Annotated in this window: 13 protein-coding genes; 6 read left to right on the top strand and 7 right to left on the bottom strand. The window is 63.0% G+C overall.

All coding sequences use genetic code 11. The features are described 5' to 3' along the window. Positions 1 to 98: 98 nt before the first annotated feature. Together ACIP1G_RS05530 and ACIP1G_RS05525 are read right to left on the bottom strand one after the other, a co-directional pair. Positions 99 to 2,654 (bottom strand): PepSY domain-containing protein, encoded by a 2,556-nt coding sequence (locus ACIP1G_RS05530; RefSeq protein WP_400734568.1) that lies wholly within the window; start codon positions 2,652 to 2,654, stop codon positions 99 to 101. A 249-nt stretch (positions 2,655 to 2,903) separates the two neighbouring features. Continuing rightward, positions 2,904 to 5,216, bottom strand: a complete 2,313-nt coding sequence (locus ACIP1G_RS05525) for a TonB-dependent receptor (RefSeq protein ID WP_400734567.1) — start codon at positions 5,214 to 5,216, stop codon at positions 2,904 to 2,906. Positions 5,217 to 5,438: 222 nt separating this feature from the next. On the opposite strand from ACIP1G_RS05525, the gene ACIP1G_RS05520 reads away from it, so the two are divergent. Further along, a complete protein-coding gene (locus ACIP1G_RS05520) occupies positions 5,439 to 6,119 on the top strand; it encodes a Fe2+-dependent dioxygenase (protein WP_400734565.1) in 681 nt (226 codons plus the stop codon). Positions 6,120 to 6,122: 3 nt separating this feature from the next. Beyond that, positions 6,123 to 6,872, top strand: coding sequence for a tetratricopeptide repeat protein (locus ACIP1G_RS05515; RefSeq protein WP_400734563.1), 750 nt, complete (start codon positions 6,123 to 6,125; stop codon positions 6,870 to 6,872). Positions 6,873 to 7,029: 157 nt separating this feature from the next. On the opposite strand, the gene ACIP1G_RS05510 is transcribed toward ACIP1G_RS05515, so the two are convergent. Further along, positions 7,030 to 8,193, bottom strand: a complete 1,164-nt coding sequence (locus ACIP1G_RS05510; RefSeq protein ID WP_012270610.1) for a type III PLP-dependent enzyme — start codon at positions 8,191 to 8,193, stop codon at positions 7,030 to 7,032. A 507-nt stretch (positions 8,194 to 8,700) separates the two neighbouring features. Between ACIP1G_RS05510 and ACIP1G_RS05505 the strand changes: the two genes are divergently transcribed. From ACIP1G_RS05505 to ACIP1G_RS05495, 3 genes are all read left to right on the top strand, one after another. After that, positions 8,701 to 9,192, top strand: coding sequence for a sigma-70 family RNA polymerase sigma factor (locus ACIP1G_RS05505; RefSeq protein WP_400734561.1), 492 nt, complete (start codon positions 8,701 to 8,703; stop codon positions 9,190 to 9,192). 17 nt (positions 9,193 to 9,209) lie between these two features. Next, positions 9,210 to 10,172: a FecR family protein gene (locus tag ACIP1G_RS05500; RefSeq protein WP_400734559.1), complete on the top strand. Its 963-nt coding sequence runs from the start codon at positions 9,210 to 9,212 to the stop codon at positions 10,170 to 10,172. 108 nt (positions 10,173 to 10,280) lie between these two features. Further along, positions 10,281 to 12,710 carry a TonB-dependent siderophore receptor gene (locus ACIP1G_RS05495; RefSeq protein ID WP_400734558.1) on the top strand — a complete coding sequence of 810 codons (2,430 nt, stop codon included), beginning with the start codon at positions 10,281 to 10,283 and terminating at the stop codon, positions 12,708 to 12,710. 109 nt (positions 12,711 to 12,819) lie between these two features. Here the strand turns inward: ACIP1G_RS05495 and ACIP1G_RS05490 are convergent, their stop codons facing one another. The 4 genes from ACIP1G_RS05490 to ACIP1G_RS05475 are packed head-to-tail and all read right to left on the bottom strand — an operon-like array spanning position 12,820 to position 16,265. Then, positions 12,820 to 13,977, bottom strand: a complete 1,158-nt coding sequence (locus tag ACIP1G_RS05490; protein WP_400734557.1) for a betaine/proline/choline family ABC transporter ATP-binding protein — start codon at positions 13,975 to 13,977, stop codon at positions 12,820 to 12,822. Beyond that, a complete protein-coding gene (locus ACIP1G_RS05485) occupies positions 13,974 to 14,627 on the bottom strand; it encodes an ABC transporter permease (protein WP_400734555.1) in 654 nt (217 codons plus the stop codon). Before ACIP1G_RS05485 ends, ACIP1G_RS05490 begins: the two co-directional genes overlap by 4 nt. After that, positions 14,624 to 15,538 carry a glycine betaine ABC transporter substrate-binding protein gene (locus ACIP1G_RS05480; RefSeq protein ID WP_400734553.1) on the bottom strand — a complete coding sequence of 305 codons (915 nt, stop codon included), beginning with the start codon at positions 15,536 to 15,538 and terminating at the stop codon, positions 14,624 to 14,626. Before ACIP1G_RS05480 ends, ACIP1G_RS05485 begins: the two co-directional genes overlap by 4 nt. 13 nt (positions 15,539 to 15,551) lie before the next feature. Then, positions 15,552 to 16,265 carry an ABC transporter permease gene (locus ACIP1G_RS05475; RefSeq protein WP_400734552.1) on the bottom strand — a complete coding sequence of 238 codons (714 nt, stop codon included), beginning with the start codon at positions 16,263 to 16,265 and terminating at the stop codon, positions 15,552 to 15,554. Between the two features lie 548 nt (positions 16,266 to 16,813). On the opposite strand from ACIP1G_RS05475, the gene ACIP1G_RS05470 reads away from it, so the two are divergent. After that, entirely contained in the window at positions 16,814 to 18,397 is a 1,584-nt protein-coding gene (locus ACIP1G_RS05470) for a peptide chain release factor 3 (protein ID WP_400734550.1), read from the top strand. Positions 18,398 to 18,454: the final 57 nt, after the last annotated feature.

The raw sequence follows: 18,454 nt of genomic DNA, 5'->3' as shown, positions 1-18,454 counted from the left end.
AGGACCGGCCTCTTCGCGGGTAAACCCGCTCCTACATCGGTCGTTGTAGGAGCGGGTTTACCCGCGAAGAGGCCGGCACTGGTTACATCAATTTCCGATCAATACACATCCCGCCGATAGCGCCCATCCTCGATCAGCTGCTGCACTGCGGCTTCACCCAGCATGCCATTGAGCGCCGCATCCACCCCCGCAGCCATGCCTTGCAGGCTGCCGCAGACATACACACAGGCACCATCCGCCACCCAGCGCTTGAACTCCTCGGCCTGCTGCAGCAACACATCCTGCACATACACCTTCTCGGCCTGATCCCGCGAAAACGCCAGGTCCAGGCGCGCCAGGTCGCCGCTGTCCAGCCAACCGTGCAGCTCGTCACCACACAGCAGGTCATGCGCCCGGTTACGCTCGCCGAACAGCAGCCAGTTACGCTGCTCGCCGGCATTCACCCGTGCGCGGATCAGGCTGCGCAGGCCGGCCAGGCCGGTGCCGTTGCCGATCAATATCATCGGCGCGGCGCTTTCCGGCAGGTGGAAGCTGCTGTTGCGCCGCAGGCGCAGGCTCAATGTGCCGTTCAGCGGCAGGTACTCGGTCAGCCAGCCGGAGCCCAGGCCAAGGTGGCCATCGGCGTGGCGTTCCTGACGCACGATCAGCTCCAGCACTCCATCGCTGGCAATCGAAGCAATGGAGTATTCGCGGCTGCCGATCGGTACCAGGGCGTCGACCAACGCTTGCGGCTGCAAGCCGATCAGGTGATCGCGACGGGTCGGCAGCTGGCGGCCGGCCAGGGCCTGGGCAAGGGTTTCGCTCAGGCCATTCACCTGCACCTGGGCAGCGGCGTCCAGTGCCATACCTTTGAGGAACGCGTCGATCCTTGGCTGCCCATTGAGCGGCAGGATCTCCACCAGGTCGCCGGCTTCCCAGCTGGCAGGCTGTTGCGGCTGCAGGCCAAGCAGGTACACAGGCTGGCCCTGGCTGCCTGGATTGAGCAGTTCACGGTGCACCAGCGACCAATTGGCATAGCTTGGCGGCTGCCAGGCGGCCACCGGCTGGGCACCGGTCAGTTGCGCCAGCTCTTGCTGCCACTGTTGCAGGGCGGCCTGGTCGGCGTTGTCCACTTCTACCGGGCTGAATGCGCTGCTGGCACCGCGCTCACCCAGCCATGCCTGCAGGCGGCGGGCGAAACCGCAGAAGTGCGGGTACTGGCGGTCGCCGAGGGCGAGCAGGGCGTAGTTGAGGTTGTTCAGCGCCCACGGCTGGCCGAGCACCTTGCGCTCGAAGCCACGAGCGCTGTCGGGGGCTTCGCCGTCGCCGAAGGTGCTGACCACGAACAGCGCGCGGCGGGCCTGGCGCAGGTCGTTTTCACCCAGCTCGGCCAGGGCGCGTACCTGCACTGGCAGGCCGGCCGCCTGCAATTGGCCGGCACTCTGCCAGGCCAGTTGTTCGGCAAGGCCGCTCTGGCTGGCAAAACCGATCAGCCAGCTGTCGCCGCTGCCGTTGCTGCTGGCAACGTTGCCACGGGCCGCGCGCACCTGGCGCTTCTTGCGGCGGCGGTCGAGGTACAGCAGCCAGCCGGTGACGAAGAACAGCGGCATGGTCAGGCTGGCAATGGTGACGATGATGCGCCCCGGCAGGCCGAAGTATTCGCCAACGTGCAGGGCGTAGACGCTTTGCAGCAGCTGGGCCTTGAAGGACTTGTCGGTGTAGCGGTCATGGCTTTTCACCTGGCCGGTGGCCGGGTCCAGCACCATCGTGTTGAAGGCGCGGGGGTGGTCGGCGTTTTCCAGCAGGTAGAACAGGTTGGCCGGTTGCCCACCTGCCGGCGGCAGGCGCAGGTTGTACATGGCCAGGCCTGGGCCGGCGGCGTCCTTGAGGTTGGCCCAGATCGCGTCGTAGTCGACCACCAGCGGCGGGGCGTTCTTGTCGACTTTCTGCGGCCCGTGGCGGCCACGGCCTTCGCCACGTTTTTGCTGCTGGCCGGCAGCTGGCGCGTCGGCCAACAGCTTGTTGAGGCCTTCGCGGTACCACTCGTAGGACCAGAACAGCCCGGTCAGGGCGAACAGCAGGTAGAACAGCAGGCACCAGGTGCCGGCCACGGCGTGCAGGTCCCAGTTGAAGGCGCGGCCTTTCTTGGCCCAGTCGAAGATCAGCCAGGTGCGCCAGTCCAGCGCCTTGCGCGGCCAGCGCAGGTACAGGCCGGACAGGCAGAAGAACACCAGCATCAGGGTACAGGCACCGGTGATTTGCCGGCCGGTGTCGCCCATGGCCAGGAAACGGTGCAGGTTGAGCATGAGGTTGAAGAAGCCTTGCCCGGCCACTTCACCCTTGAGCTCGCCGGTGTACGGGTCGGCATAGCGCAGCTGGCCGCGGCGCTCGCCTGGTGCGGGTGTGAAGAAGACCCGTGCGGCGTTGCCTTCGCGCACGTCGACCCACAGCATCGCCACCTTGTCGTGTTGCTGGGCCTCGACCCGCTGCACCAGCTCGGCTGGCGGCAGCACGCCTTCGGCGCGCACTTCTACCTTGAGTACATCGGCGTTGAACGCACGCAGCAGTTCTTCCTGAAACGAATACAGGGCCCCGGTAATGCCCATCAAGGCCAGCACCAGGCCAGCGGTGATGCCAAAGAACCAGTGCAATTGGAACAGCGTCTTCTTCACCACATCAATCACCTTGTGTTGCTGCCGCTAGCTGCGCGGTGTGCATTATGCCTTGATACGCAAAAGCCCCGCTCACTGGGAATGAACGGGGCCGGGGTTGGTGTTGTTTAGTGGATTGTGTGTTGCCTGTGCTGGCCTCTTCGCGGCTAAAGCCGCTCCTACAAGGGCTACGTGACCATTGTAGGAGCGGCTTTAGCCGCGAAAGGGCCGGCATAGGCGCAGCCCATTCAACAGATCACCCCAATCCCGACATCAGAAGTGCACGCTGGTGGTCAGCAGCGCAGTCCGCCCGGCCGCCTGGTTGGCGAAGTGGGTAGAGAAGGCCTTGTCGTAGTACACCTCGTTGGTCAGATTCTGCACGTTCAGCTGCAGGTCGACGTTCTTGGTCAGCTTGTAGGCGGCCATGGCGTCGTAGCGTACGTAGCTGTCGACCATGGTGGTGTTGGCCACGCTGCCGTACACGTCATCCACGTAGAACGCACCGCCACCCACGGTCAGCTTCGGCGTGATCGAGTAGGTGGTCCAAAGGCTGGCGCTGTTGTTCGGCGTGTTCGGCAACTGGTTGCCGTCGTTGGCCTTGTTCAGCGGGCCGCCGTCGATCTGGCGAGCTTCCATGTAGGTGTAGCCGGCGAATACCTGCCACTTGTCGGTGAGCTTGCCGCTGGCCGACAGTTCGATACCTTGCACGCGGGTTTCGCCGACGTTTTCGTAGGTGGTGGTGTCCACCTGGACGCGGGCGTTTTCCTTCTCGGTGCGGAACAGCGCGGCGGCCAGGGACAGACGCTGGTCGAGCAGGTCCCACTTGGTGCCGATTTCGTAGTTGGTGGTTTCTTCCGGCTCCAGGTCGCTGCTCAACAGGTTGCCAGTGCGGTCGGTGGTGTTGCCCAGCGGGTTGCCTTCAGTGCCTTCGCCCAGCATCGCACCGGGTGGCGTTGCAGAGGTGGCGTAGGAAACATAGATGCTGCCATTTTCAGCCGGCTTCCATACCAGGCCCAACTGGCCGGTGACGAACTCGCTGGTATCCTTGCCTTTGGAAACCACGCCCTTGGTGTTGACCACAGTGGCGCCAGTGGCGTCATAGGTGCGGAACTGGGTATCGAAGTGGTCGTAACGCAGGCCCATGTTCAGCAGCCAGTCGGGCGTCAGTTCAAGCGTATCGAACACGTAGATTGCGCGGGTGTTGCTCTTGGTGTCGGTGCCCGCGTAGTTGCGTGCGATGCTGCCGTTCCACGGATCATCCGGGTTCGGGTTGCTCAGCGAGGTGCAGTTGTAACCGCTGGTGGCGCCAATCATGCCTGGGGTGCAGTTGGTGTTGGCGGCGCCGCCTGGGACGGTGTCGGTATCGACGGTATAGCTCGAACGCTTGCTCTCTTCACGGCTCAGTTCGATACCGGTCGAGAAGCTGTTCTTCATGCCCCCCAGGTAGAACTCACCGAACAGGTCGGTCTGGTTGGTGGTGGTGGCGGTGTTGCCGACACGGGTGTTGGCACGGCGCCAGACGCTGCCGTTGTTGACGTTGCCCTTGCTGTCGTCAGGCTGGGTCAGGATGTAGTCCTGCATGCTGTTGCCGTGACGCAGGGTGTTCTTGATGGTCAGCGCGTCGGTCAGGTCGTGCTCGATGGCGAAGGTGGCGATGTCCACACGGGCTTTGCGGAAGTCGCGACCGGTCAGGCCGTAGAAGTTGTCGCTGTCACCGCCGTCGTTCGGCTTGCTTGGGTGTGCAGAGGTACGTGCAGCGCTGCCGCCGGTCGGGATGGTGTACGGGATGCCCGAATCTGGCAGGTCGTCGCTTTCCAGGTGGTAGTAGTCGAGGTTGACGCGGGTCGGCGTTCCCAGGCCGAAGGCCAGCGACGGGGCGATACCCCAACGGTCGTAGTTGACCTTGTCGCGGCCGGCGACGTTGCTTTCGTGGGTCATCAGGTTCAGGCGGCCGGCAACGGTGTCGCTGAACTGGTAGTTGCCATCGAAGGTGTAGCGCTGGGTCTGGTCGCTGCCCCAGGTCCAGGCACCGTCCAGCGAGTTGCCCAGGTGCGCACGCTTGCTCACCAGGTTGATGGTACCGCCGGCGGCGCCACGGCCACCGATGGCCGAGTTCGGGCCCTTGGCCACTTCCACCGACTCGATGGCGAAGATTTCGCGGGTTTGCGCGCCAGTGTCACGCACGCCGTCCAGGTAGGTGTCACCCTGGGCGTCGAAGCCACGGATAAACGGGCGGTCGCCTTGCGGGTTACCGCCTTCGCCGGCGCCAAAGGTGATGCCTGGCACGGTGCGCAGGGCGTCCTGCAACGACAGGGCGTTGGTGTCCTTGATCACTTGCTGCGGGATCACGGTAACCGAGCGCGGGGTGTCTACCAGCGGCGCGGTGTACTTCTGCGAGGAGGCCTTCTCGACCTTGTAATCGGTGCTGGCTTGTTCAGCCTTGCCGTTGACGCTGGTAGCGTCGAGGGTGATTGCGCTGTTGGCGGCCGGGTCGGCGGCGTAGACCGACGAGGCACTAAGGGCGACACCGATGGCAGACACGATCAGGCGTGGTGAACTCACTGCAGATGGTACGTACTGGCGCATTGCTTAGGACCTTCCCCAAGGTATTGAGGCGGCGGATCTTAATGTAAGCAATTGTGACTCACAATTGAGATTCGTTACCATTCGTGAAGAATTTACAATCTTTACAATTTGCCTTTACGGTTTCATCAAGCTGAAACGTCTTAAGCGGCGAATGGGGCTTGTGCCACGCAAAAGGGAATCAATATCATTGGCGCCTTTACATTTCCTAACGGTGCTGCCGCCATGCTGCTTCACATTCCAGGCCTGTTCGACGCTGATGAACTGGCCCGTATCCGCGAGGCGCTGGAGCAGGCCGATTGGGCCGATGGCAAGGTCACGGCCGGCTATCAGTCGGCCAGGGCCAAGCACAACCTGCAACTGCCGGAAGGCCATCCGCTGGCCAAGGAGATCGGCAGCGCGCTGATCGACCGCCTGTGGAAAACCCCGCGCTTCATGTCGGCGGCCTTGCCGCACAAGGTGTTCCCGCCGCTGATCAACTGCTACCGCGAAGGCGGCAACTTCGGCTTCCACATCGACAACGCCCTGCGCCAGCCCAAGGGCAGCCCGGAGCGGGTGCGCACCGACCTGTCTTCCACGTTGTTCCTTAGCGACCCGGACAGCTACGACGGCGGTGAATTGGTGATCCAGGACACCTATGGCGTGCAGCAGGTCAAGCTGGCCGCCGGTGACCTGGTGCTGTACCCAGGCACCAGCCTGCACAAGGTCAACCCGGTGACCCGTGGCCAGCGTTACGCGGCGTTTTTCTGGACCCAGAGCCTGGTACGCGAAGACAGCCAGCGGGCGCTGCTGTTCGAGATGGACAATGCCATCCAGCAACTGACGGCCGATGTGCCGGACCACCCATCCTTGCTGCAGCTGACCGGTACCTACCACAACCTGCTACGCCGCTGGGCCGAGGTCTGAGCCGTGTCCTACCAGTTGCGACGTGAGGAAGTGGTGGATTTGGCCGGTTTGCAGGCCATGCTTGAACACAGCCCTGGCAAGGCCGCCCAGGCGATTCTGGCAGCGGCGGGGCAGGGCGCGGTCGAGGCGCAGTTGCTGCTCGGGCAGATCCTGCTCGATGGCCGTGGCATCGAAGAAGATGCCAGTGTTGCACGGCGCTGGTTTGGCATCGCCGCGCAGGGTGGCAGTGCCATGGCGCACAACATGCTCGGGCGCTGCCTGGAGCATGGCTGGGGTGGCGAGGTGAACTTGGCACAGGCTGCCATTCACTATGCCCGCGCAGCCGATGCCGGGTTGGACTGGGGCCTTTACAACCTGGGCAACCTGCTGGCCACCGGGCGTGGCGTGCCGGCCAATCAGGCGCAGGCGCTGATGTGTTACGAGAAGGCTGCCCAGATGGGGCATGCCAAGTCGATGAACCTGTACGGGCGTTACCTGGAGCAGGGCATTGCCACGGCACCCAGCCCGGCGCGGGCGGTGCGCTGGTATCGGCGCTCGGCCGAGGCGGGGGATTTTCGCGGTATGTTCAGCCTGGCGCTGGTGCTGGTCGAGCGTGGCCAGGTGGCTGAGGCCGGGCCCTGGCTGGAGCGGGCTCGGGTCGAGGGCAACATGAACTTCCTGCGCGCTGCGCTGGTGACCTTGCAGGGGGCGGGGCCGGTGTTGATGGCGTTTGCTGGGTGCTATGCCGAGGAGATCGAACGGCGCGGGGAGTGAGGATGCCTGTGCCGGCCTCTTCGCGGGTAAACCCGCTCCTACAGGTACGGCGCTGGACCTGAAGGGAGCACCGTCCCTGTAGGAGCGGGTTTACCCGCGAAGAGGCCAGCACAGGTAGCATACAAACGAAAACGGGGCCTTTCGGCCCCGTTCTGCATTACAGGTAGTAAGCCTTCAGCGGCGGGAAGCCGTTGAATTCCACTGCGCTGTAGCTGGTGGTGTAGGCACCGGTCGACAGCCAGTACAGGCGGTCACCGATGGCCAGGTTCAGCGGCAGGCCGTACTTGTAGTTCTCGTACATGATGTCGGCGCTGTCGCAGGTCGGGCCGGCGATGACCACTTCTTCGGCTTCGCCTTTCTTCTCGGTCCAGATCGGGAACTTGATGGCTTCGTCCATGGTTTCGATCAGGCCGGAGAACTTGCCCACGTCGGTGTAGATCCAGCGCTCGACGGCGGTGCGCGACTTGCGTGCTACCAGCACCACTTCGCTGACCAGGATACCGGCGTTGGCGATCAGCGAACGGCCTGGCTCGAGGATGATTTCTGGCAGCTCGTCACCAAAGTCTTCCTTCAGGAAGCGGATGATCTCTTCGGCGTAGGTTTCCAGGCTGTTGGTACGGGTGATGTAGTTGGCCGGGAAGCCGCCACCCATGTTGATCAGCTTCAGCTCGATGCCGTCTTCTTCCTTCAGGCGCTCGAAGATCACCTTGACCTTGGCGATGGCGGCGTCCCACACGCTGATGTCGCGCTGCTGCGAGCCCACGTGGAAAGAAATGCCGTAAGGCACCAGGCCCAGGTCGCGGGCGAGGATCAGCAGGTCCATGGCCATGTCGGTCTGGCAGCCGAATTTACGGGACAGTGGCCAGTCGGCAGTGGTCGAGCCTTCGGTCAGGATACGCACGTACACTTTCGAGCCCGGGGCGGCCTTGGCGATGTTGCGCAGGTCGGCTTCCGAGTCGGTGGCATACAGGCGCACGCCTTTCTCGTAGAAGTAGCGGATGTCCTTGGACTTCTTGATGGTGTTGCCGTAGCTGATGCGGTCAGCGCTGACGCCACGGTCCATCACCTTGTCCAGCTCGTAGATCGAGGCGATGTCGAAGCTCGAACCTTTTTCTTTGAGCAGGTCGATGATTTCGACGGCCGGGTTGGCCTTGACCGCGTAGTACACCTTGGCGAATTCGAAACCGGCGCGCAGGTCGTCATAGGCCTGGCTGATCATCTGGGTGTCGATGAGTACGAACGGGGTTTCCTGCTTGTCGGCGAACGCCTTCATTTTCTGGAAGGTGTCACGCGCGAAATAGTCTTCGACCTGGATCGACATGCTCAGGGACTCCATGGGCAAACAAAAAGATTAAGTGGCTGCAAACTGAACGTCCTCCGTATCCCCACTTTGGTTCGCCTACTCAGTACTTGAGCCGGATGGATCGTTTCCAGCATGGACGTTCGGCGCGCACTTTAGGGCGTGAAGAATGCAGAATCAACAGGTAATCCGGGCGTGATCGCCGTGGATCGACGACCAGCCATTTCAATAACCGACTCGTGTGACCGGCTGATGTTCCCCACGATGTTTAAAGCGTAAAAAATTGTGGAATGGACGGTGTTGGCCCCTTCGCGGGTAAACCCGCTCCCACAGGGTTTTCGGTATTCCTCTGGCAGCGGGTTTACCCGCGAAGAGGCCAGAGGTGTTCATATTTACGGCCACATTTTTCTAGTACCCCCGTACAGGAAATGGCTCATAAATTTTTTGTTACCGACTGGCGGAATTGCCGTTATTGATGAGAAACATTACTATTCGCACCCTTATCCGCCTCCCTGACGACCCCCGACCGTGTCCGGACCCAAAGGCTTCCTCGACCACTACCATGAGCTGATCGGCACCTGGACGCGCAAGCTGCGCAGTCGTCAGCAGGCCGAGGACCTCACCCACGATGCCTTTGTCCGGGTGCTGGAAAACCCGCGCGAGCAGGTCGTTCAGCCACGCGCGTACCTGCACCAGACTGCGCGCAACATTGCCGTGGATGGTTTCCGCCGTGAAGACCGCCGCCAGGCCCTGGAGCTGGAAGCCTTCGACGGCGGCATGGCCGGCAGTGGCGACGACCCGGAGGCCTATGTGCATGCCCTGGAGCTGGCCGACAGCGTCGAGCGGGCGCTGGCCGAACTGCCGCTCAACTGCCGGCAGGTGTTCATCTGGCAGAAGCTCGAAGGCCTGACCCAGGCCGAGATCGCCGAGCGCATGGGGTTGAGCAAGAACATGGTCGAAAAGTATATGATCCGCACGCTCCGCCACCTGCGTGAGCACCTGGATGTGTCGGCATCATGAGTCAGGAGACCTTTTCGATGAAACAGCACGGTACCGAGACCGTCCGCGAGCAGGCGGCCGCATGGTTCGTCCGCGTGCAGGATGCGCCTCGGGATACCGCGTTGCAGAAGCAGCTGCGCGCCTGGTTGGTGAGCGACGAGCGGCACCGGCAAGAGTATGAACATCTGTGCCGCGTGTGGCAGGCCGCCGACTTTATTCCACGCCAGCGCCTGGAGGCACTGTGCCAGCCCGACCCGGTGCAGCAGCTGCCGCGTCGGCGTTTGCTGCATCAGGCGCTGGCTGCCAGTGTGGCGGTATTGGCGTTGGGCCTGGGCTGGGGCGGCTGGCATTACCAGCAACTGAACCACCAAGGCAGCTTGCAGACTGCCTTCAATGAGCGCCGCCAGGTCGAATTGCCGGATGGCTCGCACCTCGAACTCAATGGCAGCACGCAGTTGCAGGTCGATTTCAGCGCCGGCCAGCGGCATATCCGCCTGAGTGCCGGTGAGGTGATGTTCAGCGTCGCCCATGACAGTGCGCGGCCGTTCGTGGTCGACACCGCCCAGGGCAGCGTGACGGTCACCGGTACCCGCTTCGACGTGCGCCTGGACCCGGCCAGCACCCGTGTGGCGGTGGAGCAGGGCTCGGTACGGGTACAGGGCAACGGCGCCTCGCTGGCGCAACTCACGGCTGGCCAAGGCTCGCATATTGATGCACAAGGCCAGGTGGCCGCGCCCTACGCGGTCAATGCCGCTGCCGTGACTGCCTGGCGCCAGGGCAAGCTGGTGTTCGACAACGCCACCCTGGCTGAGGTGGTGGCCGAAGCCTCGCGCTACCGCAGCCAGCCGTTGCGGGTCGCCCCCGGTAAAGTCGCCCAGTTGCGCCTCTCCAGCACGTTCAACACCGACGACACCGACGCGCTGTTGCGCGCCTTGCCGAGCATCCTGCCGGTGGCTATCAAGGCCCATGAAGATGGCTCGCGCGAAATAATCGCGAAATAGATTCAGGTTTTTTTCCGCTCGTTCGTCTTCCCCGCCAGCTGCAACTGCCAAGCATTTCCATTTGCATGCGGTTGGCGTTTATCCGGCATTCCAGGAAGTTTCGACGACGTGAACAACAACAAGCCCTTCCCACCCCTGCGCGCCCTGGCGCTGGCCCTGGCAGTCAGTGCAGTGGCCGTCAACAGCCAGGCCGCAGAGGCCGCCAGCACCATCCAGATCCAAGCCCAGCCGTTGGCTTCGGCGCTGAACCAGCTTGGCCAGCAGACCAACCTGCAGCTGTTCTTCAGCCCCGAACTGGTGGCTGGCAAACAGGCCCCGGCAGTGTCTGGCCAGCTGGCGCCCGAGCAGGCCTTGCAACAGCTGCTGCAAGGCAGTGGCCTAACCTACGAGATGTCCCAGGGCACCGTGGTGGTCAAGCCGGCCCAGGCCGCCGGCACCCTCACCACCGGCAGCCTGGAGCTGGCGCCCACCGACATCAAGGTCGTCGGTGACTGGCTGGGCGATGCCCAGCAGAGCGTGGTGCAGAACCACCCTGGCGCGCGCACTGTGGTACGCCGCGAGGCGATGGTGGAGAAGGGCGCAATGAACGTGCGCGATGTGCTGCGCGGCATCCCTGGCGTGCAGGTGCAGGATTCCAACGGCACCGGCGGTAGCGACCTGTCGCTCAACGTCGGCGTTCGCGGCCTGACTTCGCGCCTGTCGCCGCGCTCCACGGTGCTGATCGATGGCATCCCGGCCGCCTTCGCGCCATATGGCCAGCCGCAACTGTCGATGGCGCCGATTTCCTCGGGCAACCTCGACAGCATTGATGTGGTGCGTGGCGCCGGCTCGGTGCGTTATGGCCCGCAGAACGTCGGCGGGGTGATCAACTTCGTTACCCGGGCAATCCCCGAAAAAGCCTCGGCGGAGCTGTCCACCACCCTGGAAACCTCCCAGCATGGCGGTTGGAAGCACACCGAGTCGGCCTTCGTCGGCGGCACGGCAGACAACGGCATGGGCGTGGCGCTGCTGTACACCGGGGTGAACGGCAATGGTTACCGCGAGAGCAACAACGGCAACGACATCGACGACGTTATCCTCAAGACCCACTGGGCGCCGACCGACGTCGACGAATTCTGGCTCAACTTCCACTACTACGATGGCCGCGCCGACATGCCCGGTGGCCTGACCCAGGCCCAGTACGACAGCAACCCGTACCAGTCGCTGCGCGACTACGACTACTTCGCCGGCCGGCGCAAAGACGTGTCGTTCAAGTGGCAACGGCAGCTCGACGACGCCACCCAGTTTGAAGTGCTGACCTATTACACCGACAGCTTCCGCGGCAGCGCCATTGCCTCGCGCGACATGCAGACCCTGTCGTCGTACCCGCGCAACTACCACACCTTCGCCATCGAGCCACGCTTGTCGCACATCTTCTTCGCCGGCCCGACCACCCAGGAAGTCAGCGTCGGCTACCGCTACTTGAAAGAAGCGATGCGCGAACAGTCGACCCGCCTGGCGCTGATCGACAACGTGCCGACGCCCGCCCCGGGCTCCGACGGCCATGTGTTCCAGGACCGCAGTGGTGGTACCGAGGCCAGCGCCTACTACATTGACGACAAGATCGACGTGGGCAACTGGACCATCACCCCGGGCATCCGCTTCGAGCACATCAACACCGACTGGCGCGACCGCCCGGTGCTCGGCGCCAACGGCAAGCCGGTGCCGGAAAAGAACCGCAGCATCACCAGCAACGAGCCGCTGCCGGCGCTGAGCGTGATGTACCACATCTCCGATGCGTGGAAGGTGTTCGCCAACTACGAGACCTCGTTCGGCAGCCTGCAGTACTTCCAGCTGGGCCAGGGCGGAACCGGCAACAGCACCGCCAATGGCCTGGAGCCGGAAAAGGCCAAGACTTATGAAATGGGTACGCGCTATGACAATGGCGGCTTTGCTGGCGAGCTGACGGCGTTCTACATCGACTTCGATGACGAACTGCAGTACATCAGCAACGACGTAGGCTGGACCAACCTCGGGGCGACCAAGCACCAAGGTATCGAGGCTTCGGTACGCTATGACCTGGCAGGGTTGGACCCGCGCCTGGACGGGTTGTCGGTGAGCGGTGGCTACACCTACACCCGCGCTACTTATGAAGGAGACATCCCAGGCTTCAAGGGCCGTGACCTGCCGTTCTACTCACGCCAGGTGGCCACCGCCGGGGTGCGCTATGCGGTCAACCGCTGGACCTGGAACCTGGACGCCTACGCCCAATCCAAGCAGCGCGCGCCGGGTACCGGGATCAATGCCGATGGCAGTTTCAACGGCGACTACATCACCGAGCCGAGTGCCGATGGGCAATATGGCGATATTCCAGGGTATGTGACCTGGCATGCCCGTGGTGGGTACGACTTCGGGCCGGAGATGTCAAACCTGAAGCTGGCGGCGGGAGTGAAGAACCTGTTCGACAAGCAGTACTTCACCCGCTCCAGCGACAACAACGCCGGCATCTATGTGGGTGAGCCGCGGACCTTTTATGTGCAGGCCAGTGTAGGGTTCTGATACCGCGTCGCCTGCTTCGCGGGTGAACCCGCTCCCACAGGTCCGGTGCAAGTCTTGAATCCTGCACCTACCCTGTGGGAGCGGGTTTACCCGCGAAGAGGCCCTCGGATCAGGACACCACCGCCTCAGCCGGCGAGACAATGCTGGTCTTGGCCCCGCGCGAACGCCCCGAACTCAGGTACGCCGCTATCGACTCCTGCGTCACCTCACCCAAAAACACCTGCTCGGCATCCAGCACCGGCAACCACGCGCGGTTGAACTCGTACATGCGCGACAGCAGGATGCGCAAATGCTCATCGTGCGAGGCCGTGGCATTGAACGGCCTCAGGAAGTCGCCACAGGTGCCTTGCTGGCGGTGCATGTCGCGCCGACGTACATAACCCAGCGCCTTGTTCTGCGCATCGGTCACCACCACATAGCGGCGGTCGTGCTCGTCGAGCAGTTCCAGCGCATCGCTTACCGGTGTTTCCGGGCTCACCGCCGGGGCGTTGTCCGCCGCATCTTCGGCACGTACCAGCAGCAGGCGTTTGAGCGTGCTGTCCTGGCCAACGAAGTTGCTGACAAACTCGTCCGCCGGGTGCGCCAGCAGCGTGTCCGGGTGGTCCAGTTGCAACAGCTTGCCAGCACGGAAGATGGCGATCTTGTCACCCAGCTTGATCGCCTCGTCGATGTCGTGGCTGACCATGATCACGGTCTTGTTCAGCGCCCGTTGCATCTCGAAGAACTCGTTCTGGATCATCTCGCGGTTGATCGGGTCTACCGCACCAAACGGCTCATCCATCAACAGCACCGGCGCTTCTGCCGCCAAGGCGCGAATCACGCCGATACGCTGCTGCTGGCCACCGGACAGCTCGCGCGGGTAGCGCTGCAGGTACTGCTTGGGCTCCAGCTTGATCATGTGCATCAGTTCGCGGGCACGTTCATGGCACTTTTGCTTGTCCCAGCCGAGCAGGCGCGGGACCACGGTGATGTTCTCCTCGATGGTCATGTTGGGGAACAGGCCGATCTGCTGGATCACGTAGCCGATGTGCCGGCGCAGGGTGACTTCGTCCAGCCCGGTGGTGTCTTCGCCATTGATGAACACCTGGCCGGAGGTAGGCGTGATCAGGCGATTGATCATTTTCAGCGTGGTGCTCTTGCCGCAGCCCGAAGGGCCGAGGAACACGCAGATTTCCCCTTCGTTGACGGTGAGGCTTACCGCGTCGACGGCTTTGACGTCCTTGCCGTTGACGTTGAAGGTTTTGCTGAGGTTCTTCAGTTCGATCATGAGCGCAGTCCTTCTGGAGTCAGGGCACGTTGCAGGGTTTGCAGCAGCAGGTCGGCGATGATCGCCAGCAGGCTGACCAATACGGCGCCGACCAGCAGCATCGACATGTCGCTGCGGCTGATGGAGGTAAGAATGAGCACGCCGAGGCCGCCGGCGCCGATGGTGGCGGCAATGGTCATGACGCCGATGTTCATCACCACGGCGGTGCGCACGCCGGCGAGGATCACCGGCACGGCGATGGGCAGCTCGACCATGCGCAGGCGCTGGCCGAAGGTCATGCCGATACCGCGCGCGGCTTCACGAATGCCAGGCTCGACGTTGGTCAGGGCCAGGTAGGTGTTGCGCATGATCGGCAGCAGCGAATAAAGGAACACGGCGGTAATCGCCGGTAGCGGCCCAAGCCCTTGGCCGAACTTCGAGTAGAACGGCAGCAGCAAGCCGAACAGGGCGATGGAAGGGATAGTCAGCAGCACCGTGGCGCTGGCCTGCAGCGGGCCGGCAAGCGCCGGGAAGCGGGTCATGAGGATGCCCAGCGGCACCCCGACCAGAATCGCCAGGCCCACGGCCACGCCAACCAGCATGATGTGCTGCCAGGTCAGTTGCAGCACCTGGGCCCAGTCCAGGTGGTTGAAGGTATCGATCAGGTTCATGGCTGGCCCTCGCTGTTCAGTGGGTGCTCACGCAAGAAGGCGGCGGCCACGGCGGTCGGGTTCTGGTGCTCGACATCGACCTTGGCGTTGAGCTGGCGCATGGTTTCGTCGTCCAGTTGCTCGGCCAGCGGCTTGAGCAGGCCGGCCAGTTTCGGGTTGGCGTCGAGCACGGCTTTGCGTACTACTGGCGCTGCGGTGTAGTCGGGGAAGTAGTGCTTGTCGTCTTCCAGCAGCTTGAGGTTGAACGCACTCAGGCGGCCGTCGGTGGTGTACACCAGGCCGGCGAATACCTGGTTGTTGCGCATCGCGGTGTAGACCAGGCCACCATCCATCTGGCGGATGTTGCGCCGGTCCAGCGGCAGCTCGTACATCGCGCGCAGGCCGACCAGGCCGTCGGGGCGGTTGGCGAACTCGGTGTCCAGCGCCACCAGGTGGCTGCGCTGGCTTTCGTCACGCAGTACATGGTTGAGGTCGCTGATGGTGTTGATTTGCGGGTAGGCCTCGGCCACCTGCTTGGGTAGGCCCAGCGCGTAGGTATTGCTGAACTTCGACGGGGTCAGCCAGATCAGGTCTTTTTTCGCATCCAGCGCCTTCACCCGGGCGAAGGTGGCTTCGGCACTGGGCATGCGCTCGTCGATGTGGTTGTACGACACCAGCGACACGCCGGTGTATTCCCACATCAGGTCGAGCTGGCCGGTTTCCTGGGCCTGGCGCGCGATATTGCTGCCAAGGCCGCTGGTAACGCGCACGTCAAAGCCATTGGCGCGCAGGTATTGCGCGGTGATTTCGGCGAGTACGGTCTGCTCGGTGAACACCCGCGCGCCGATGCGGATCTGTGGTTTTTCCGCCGCTTGGGCAAATCCTGCGAACAGCAGGGCCGCGCCCAGCAGCAAGGCGATTCTCTTGTTCATACGTTCCCTATCTTTATTGGGCCAGGCCACGTTCCAGCCAGCGCTTGCTGGAGAAACTCACCGCCGCATCCAGCACCAGTGCCAGCAGCGCGGTGCAGGCGGCACCCAATAGCTGCTGTGGCTGGTTGTTCAGGGCGATGCCGGGGAAGATCAGGCTGCCCAGGCTGTTGGCGCCGATCAGGAACGCCAGCGGTGCGGTGCCCACGTTCAACGCCAAGGCCACGCGTACGCCGCCGATGATGATCGGCACGGCATTGGGCAATTCCACCTGCCAGAGTTGCTGGCGCGGGGTCATGCCGATGCCGGTGGCGGCTTCCTTGAGCGAGGCGGGGACGTTTTTCAGGCCTTCGTAGGTGTTGCGCACGATGGGCAGGAGGGAGGCGAGGAACAGCGCGAACATCGCAGGCCCGGCGCCGATGCCCAGGACACTGAGCGCGATGGCCAGAACGGCCAGGGGAGGGATGGTGTTGCCAACGTTGAAGAACTGCATGAAGCGTTCGGCTTTGTCGACCCGGTGCGGTCGACTGAGCGCAATGCCAGCGGGGATGCCCACGGCCAGCGCCGCCGCCATCGAAGCCAGCACCAGTACCAGGTGCGCTTGCAGGTAGAACCCAAGATCGTCGCGATAACGCGCGATCGTGTCGATGCCGATCCAGTGGATCAGCAGGGCCAGGATGACGAGCACGGTGGCGCATCCCAACAGCCCCTTACCGTAGCGTTTTGCCACAGGCGGACTCCTTGTGTTGTCGGCGAGCACACTTCTTGGAAGCCGGCCAGTCCTGGCGGCGGGTGGTGTGTTCGCGAGTAGCAGCGTGACGCATGCCGAAGGCTGCGATCAGGCCATGAGCCGAACCCCGTCGGGCCCGAAATTGCTGATGAAACCAGTCCCCAACCGAAGCGGGTTGCAGGGGAGTGGACGTCTCCGTGGGCGTAAAGGTTCCCATCTGGGGCGGCATTTGGCCAGCGTTAATCACTGGGTGGGTTGAAATATGGCGAGAAAAAAAAGCGGGTTAATGCGCTGCAGGCGTTGAAATAACTGCGCTGCGGCCTTTTGTCGTGATAAAGCAATTGTCTGTTGAATTTGTTGTGGCAGGTCCGGCCCTTTCGCGGGTAAACCCGCTCCTACAAGGACCGCACGGCATTTGCAATCTGTGTAGTAGCGGGTTTACCCGCGAAAAGGCCGGCACAGGCGCCATTCATTCCCCAGGTTTTGGTCCAGGCCCAACTTCAGGTATGATATCGCCCCTTTTAAATCCCCCAGTCAGGCGATTTCCCATGACCAACCAGGCCGCCGAAGTCGCGAAGCGCCGCACTTTCGCAATCATTTCCCACCCCGACGCCGGTAAGACCACCATCACCGAGAAGCTCCTGCTGATGGGCAAGGCCATTGCCGTCGCCGGTACCGTGAAGTCGCGCAAGTCCGACCGCCACGCCACCTCCGACTGGATGGAAATGGAGAAGCAGCGCGGCATCTCCATCACCACCTCGGTGATGCAGTTCCCGTACCGCGAGCACATGATCAACCTGCTCGATACCCCCGGCCACGAAGACTTCTCGGAAGACACCTACCGCACCCTGACCGCAGTGGACTCGGCGCTGATGGTGCTCGACGGCGGTAAGGGTGTAGAGCCACGGACCATCGCCCTGATGGACGTGTGCCGCCTGCGCGACACGCCGATTGTCAGCTTCATCAACAAACTCGACCGTGACATCCGCGACCCGATCGAACTGCTCGACGAGATCGAAGCCGTTCTGAAGATCAAGGCCGCGCCGATCACCTGGCCGATCGGTTGCTACCGCGACTTCAAGGGCGTGTACCACCTGACCGGCGACTACATCGTGGTCTATACCCCGGGCCACGGCCACGAGCGCACCGAAGCCAAGATCATCCAGAAGCTGGACTCGGACGAAGCCCGTGCCCACCTGGGCGACCAGTACGACTCGTTCGTCGAGCAGCTGGAGCTGGTGCAGGGCGCCTGCCACGAGTTCGACCAGGAAGAGTTCATCAACGGTCAGCTGACCCCGGTGTTCTTCGGTACGGCACTGGGTAACTTCGGTGTCGACCATGTGCTCGACTCGGTCGTCGACTGGGCGCCACGCCCGCTGGGCCGTATCGCCCACGAGCGTACCGTCGAGCCTGTGGAAGAGAAGTTCACCGGCTTCGTGTTCAAGATCCAGGCGAACATGGACCCGAAACACCGCGACCGTATCGCCTTCATGCGCATTTGCTCGGGCAAGTACGAGAAGGGCATGAAGATGCGCCATGTGCGCTTGAACAAGGACCTGCGTATCGGCGACGCGCTGACCTTCTTCTCCTCCGAGCGTGAGCAGCTGGAAGAGGCCTATGCCGGCGACATCATCGGCCTGCACAACCACGGCACCATCCAGATTGGCGATACCTTCACCGAAGGCGAGTCGCTGGGCTTCACCGGTATCCCGCACTTCGCCCCGGAACTGTTCCGCCGCGTGCGCCTGAAGGACCCGCTGAAGTCCAAGCAGCTGCGCCAGGGCCTGCAGCAGCTGGCAGAAGAGGGTGCGACCCAGGTGTTCTTCCCGGAGCGCAGCAACGACATCATCCTGGGTGCGGTCGGTGTGCTGCAGTTCGACGTGGTCGCCAGCCGCCTGAAGGAAGAGTACAAGGTCGAGTGCGCCTACGAGCCAATCACCGTGTGGTCGGCGCGCTGGATCAGCTGCGATGACAAGAAGAAGCTTGAGGAATTCCAGACCAAGGCCATGGAAAACCTGGCCATCGACGGTGGCGGGCACCTGACCTACCTGGCGCCGACCCGGGTCAACCTGGCGCTGATGGAAGAGCGCTGGCCGGACATCAAGTTCCGCGCGACCCGCGAGCACCACTGATTCGGGAAGCCTGCACCTCACCCAGTGTAGGAGCGGGTTTACCCGCGAATGCGTCGG

Source organism: Pseudomonas sp. NPDC089392 (genome assembly GCF_044749595.1).
In the GTDB taxonomy this organism is placed as follows: domain Bacteria; phylum Pseudomonadota; class Gammaproteobacteria; order Pseudomonadales; family Pseudomonadaceae; genus Aquipseudomonas.
Note: the sequence above shows the minus strand (reverse complement) of the source record. Positions and strands in the feature narration are given on the sequence as shown.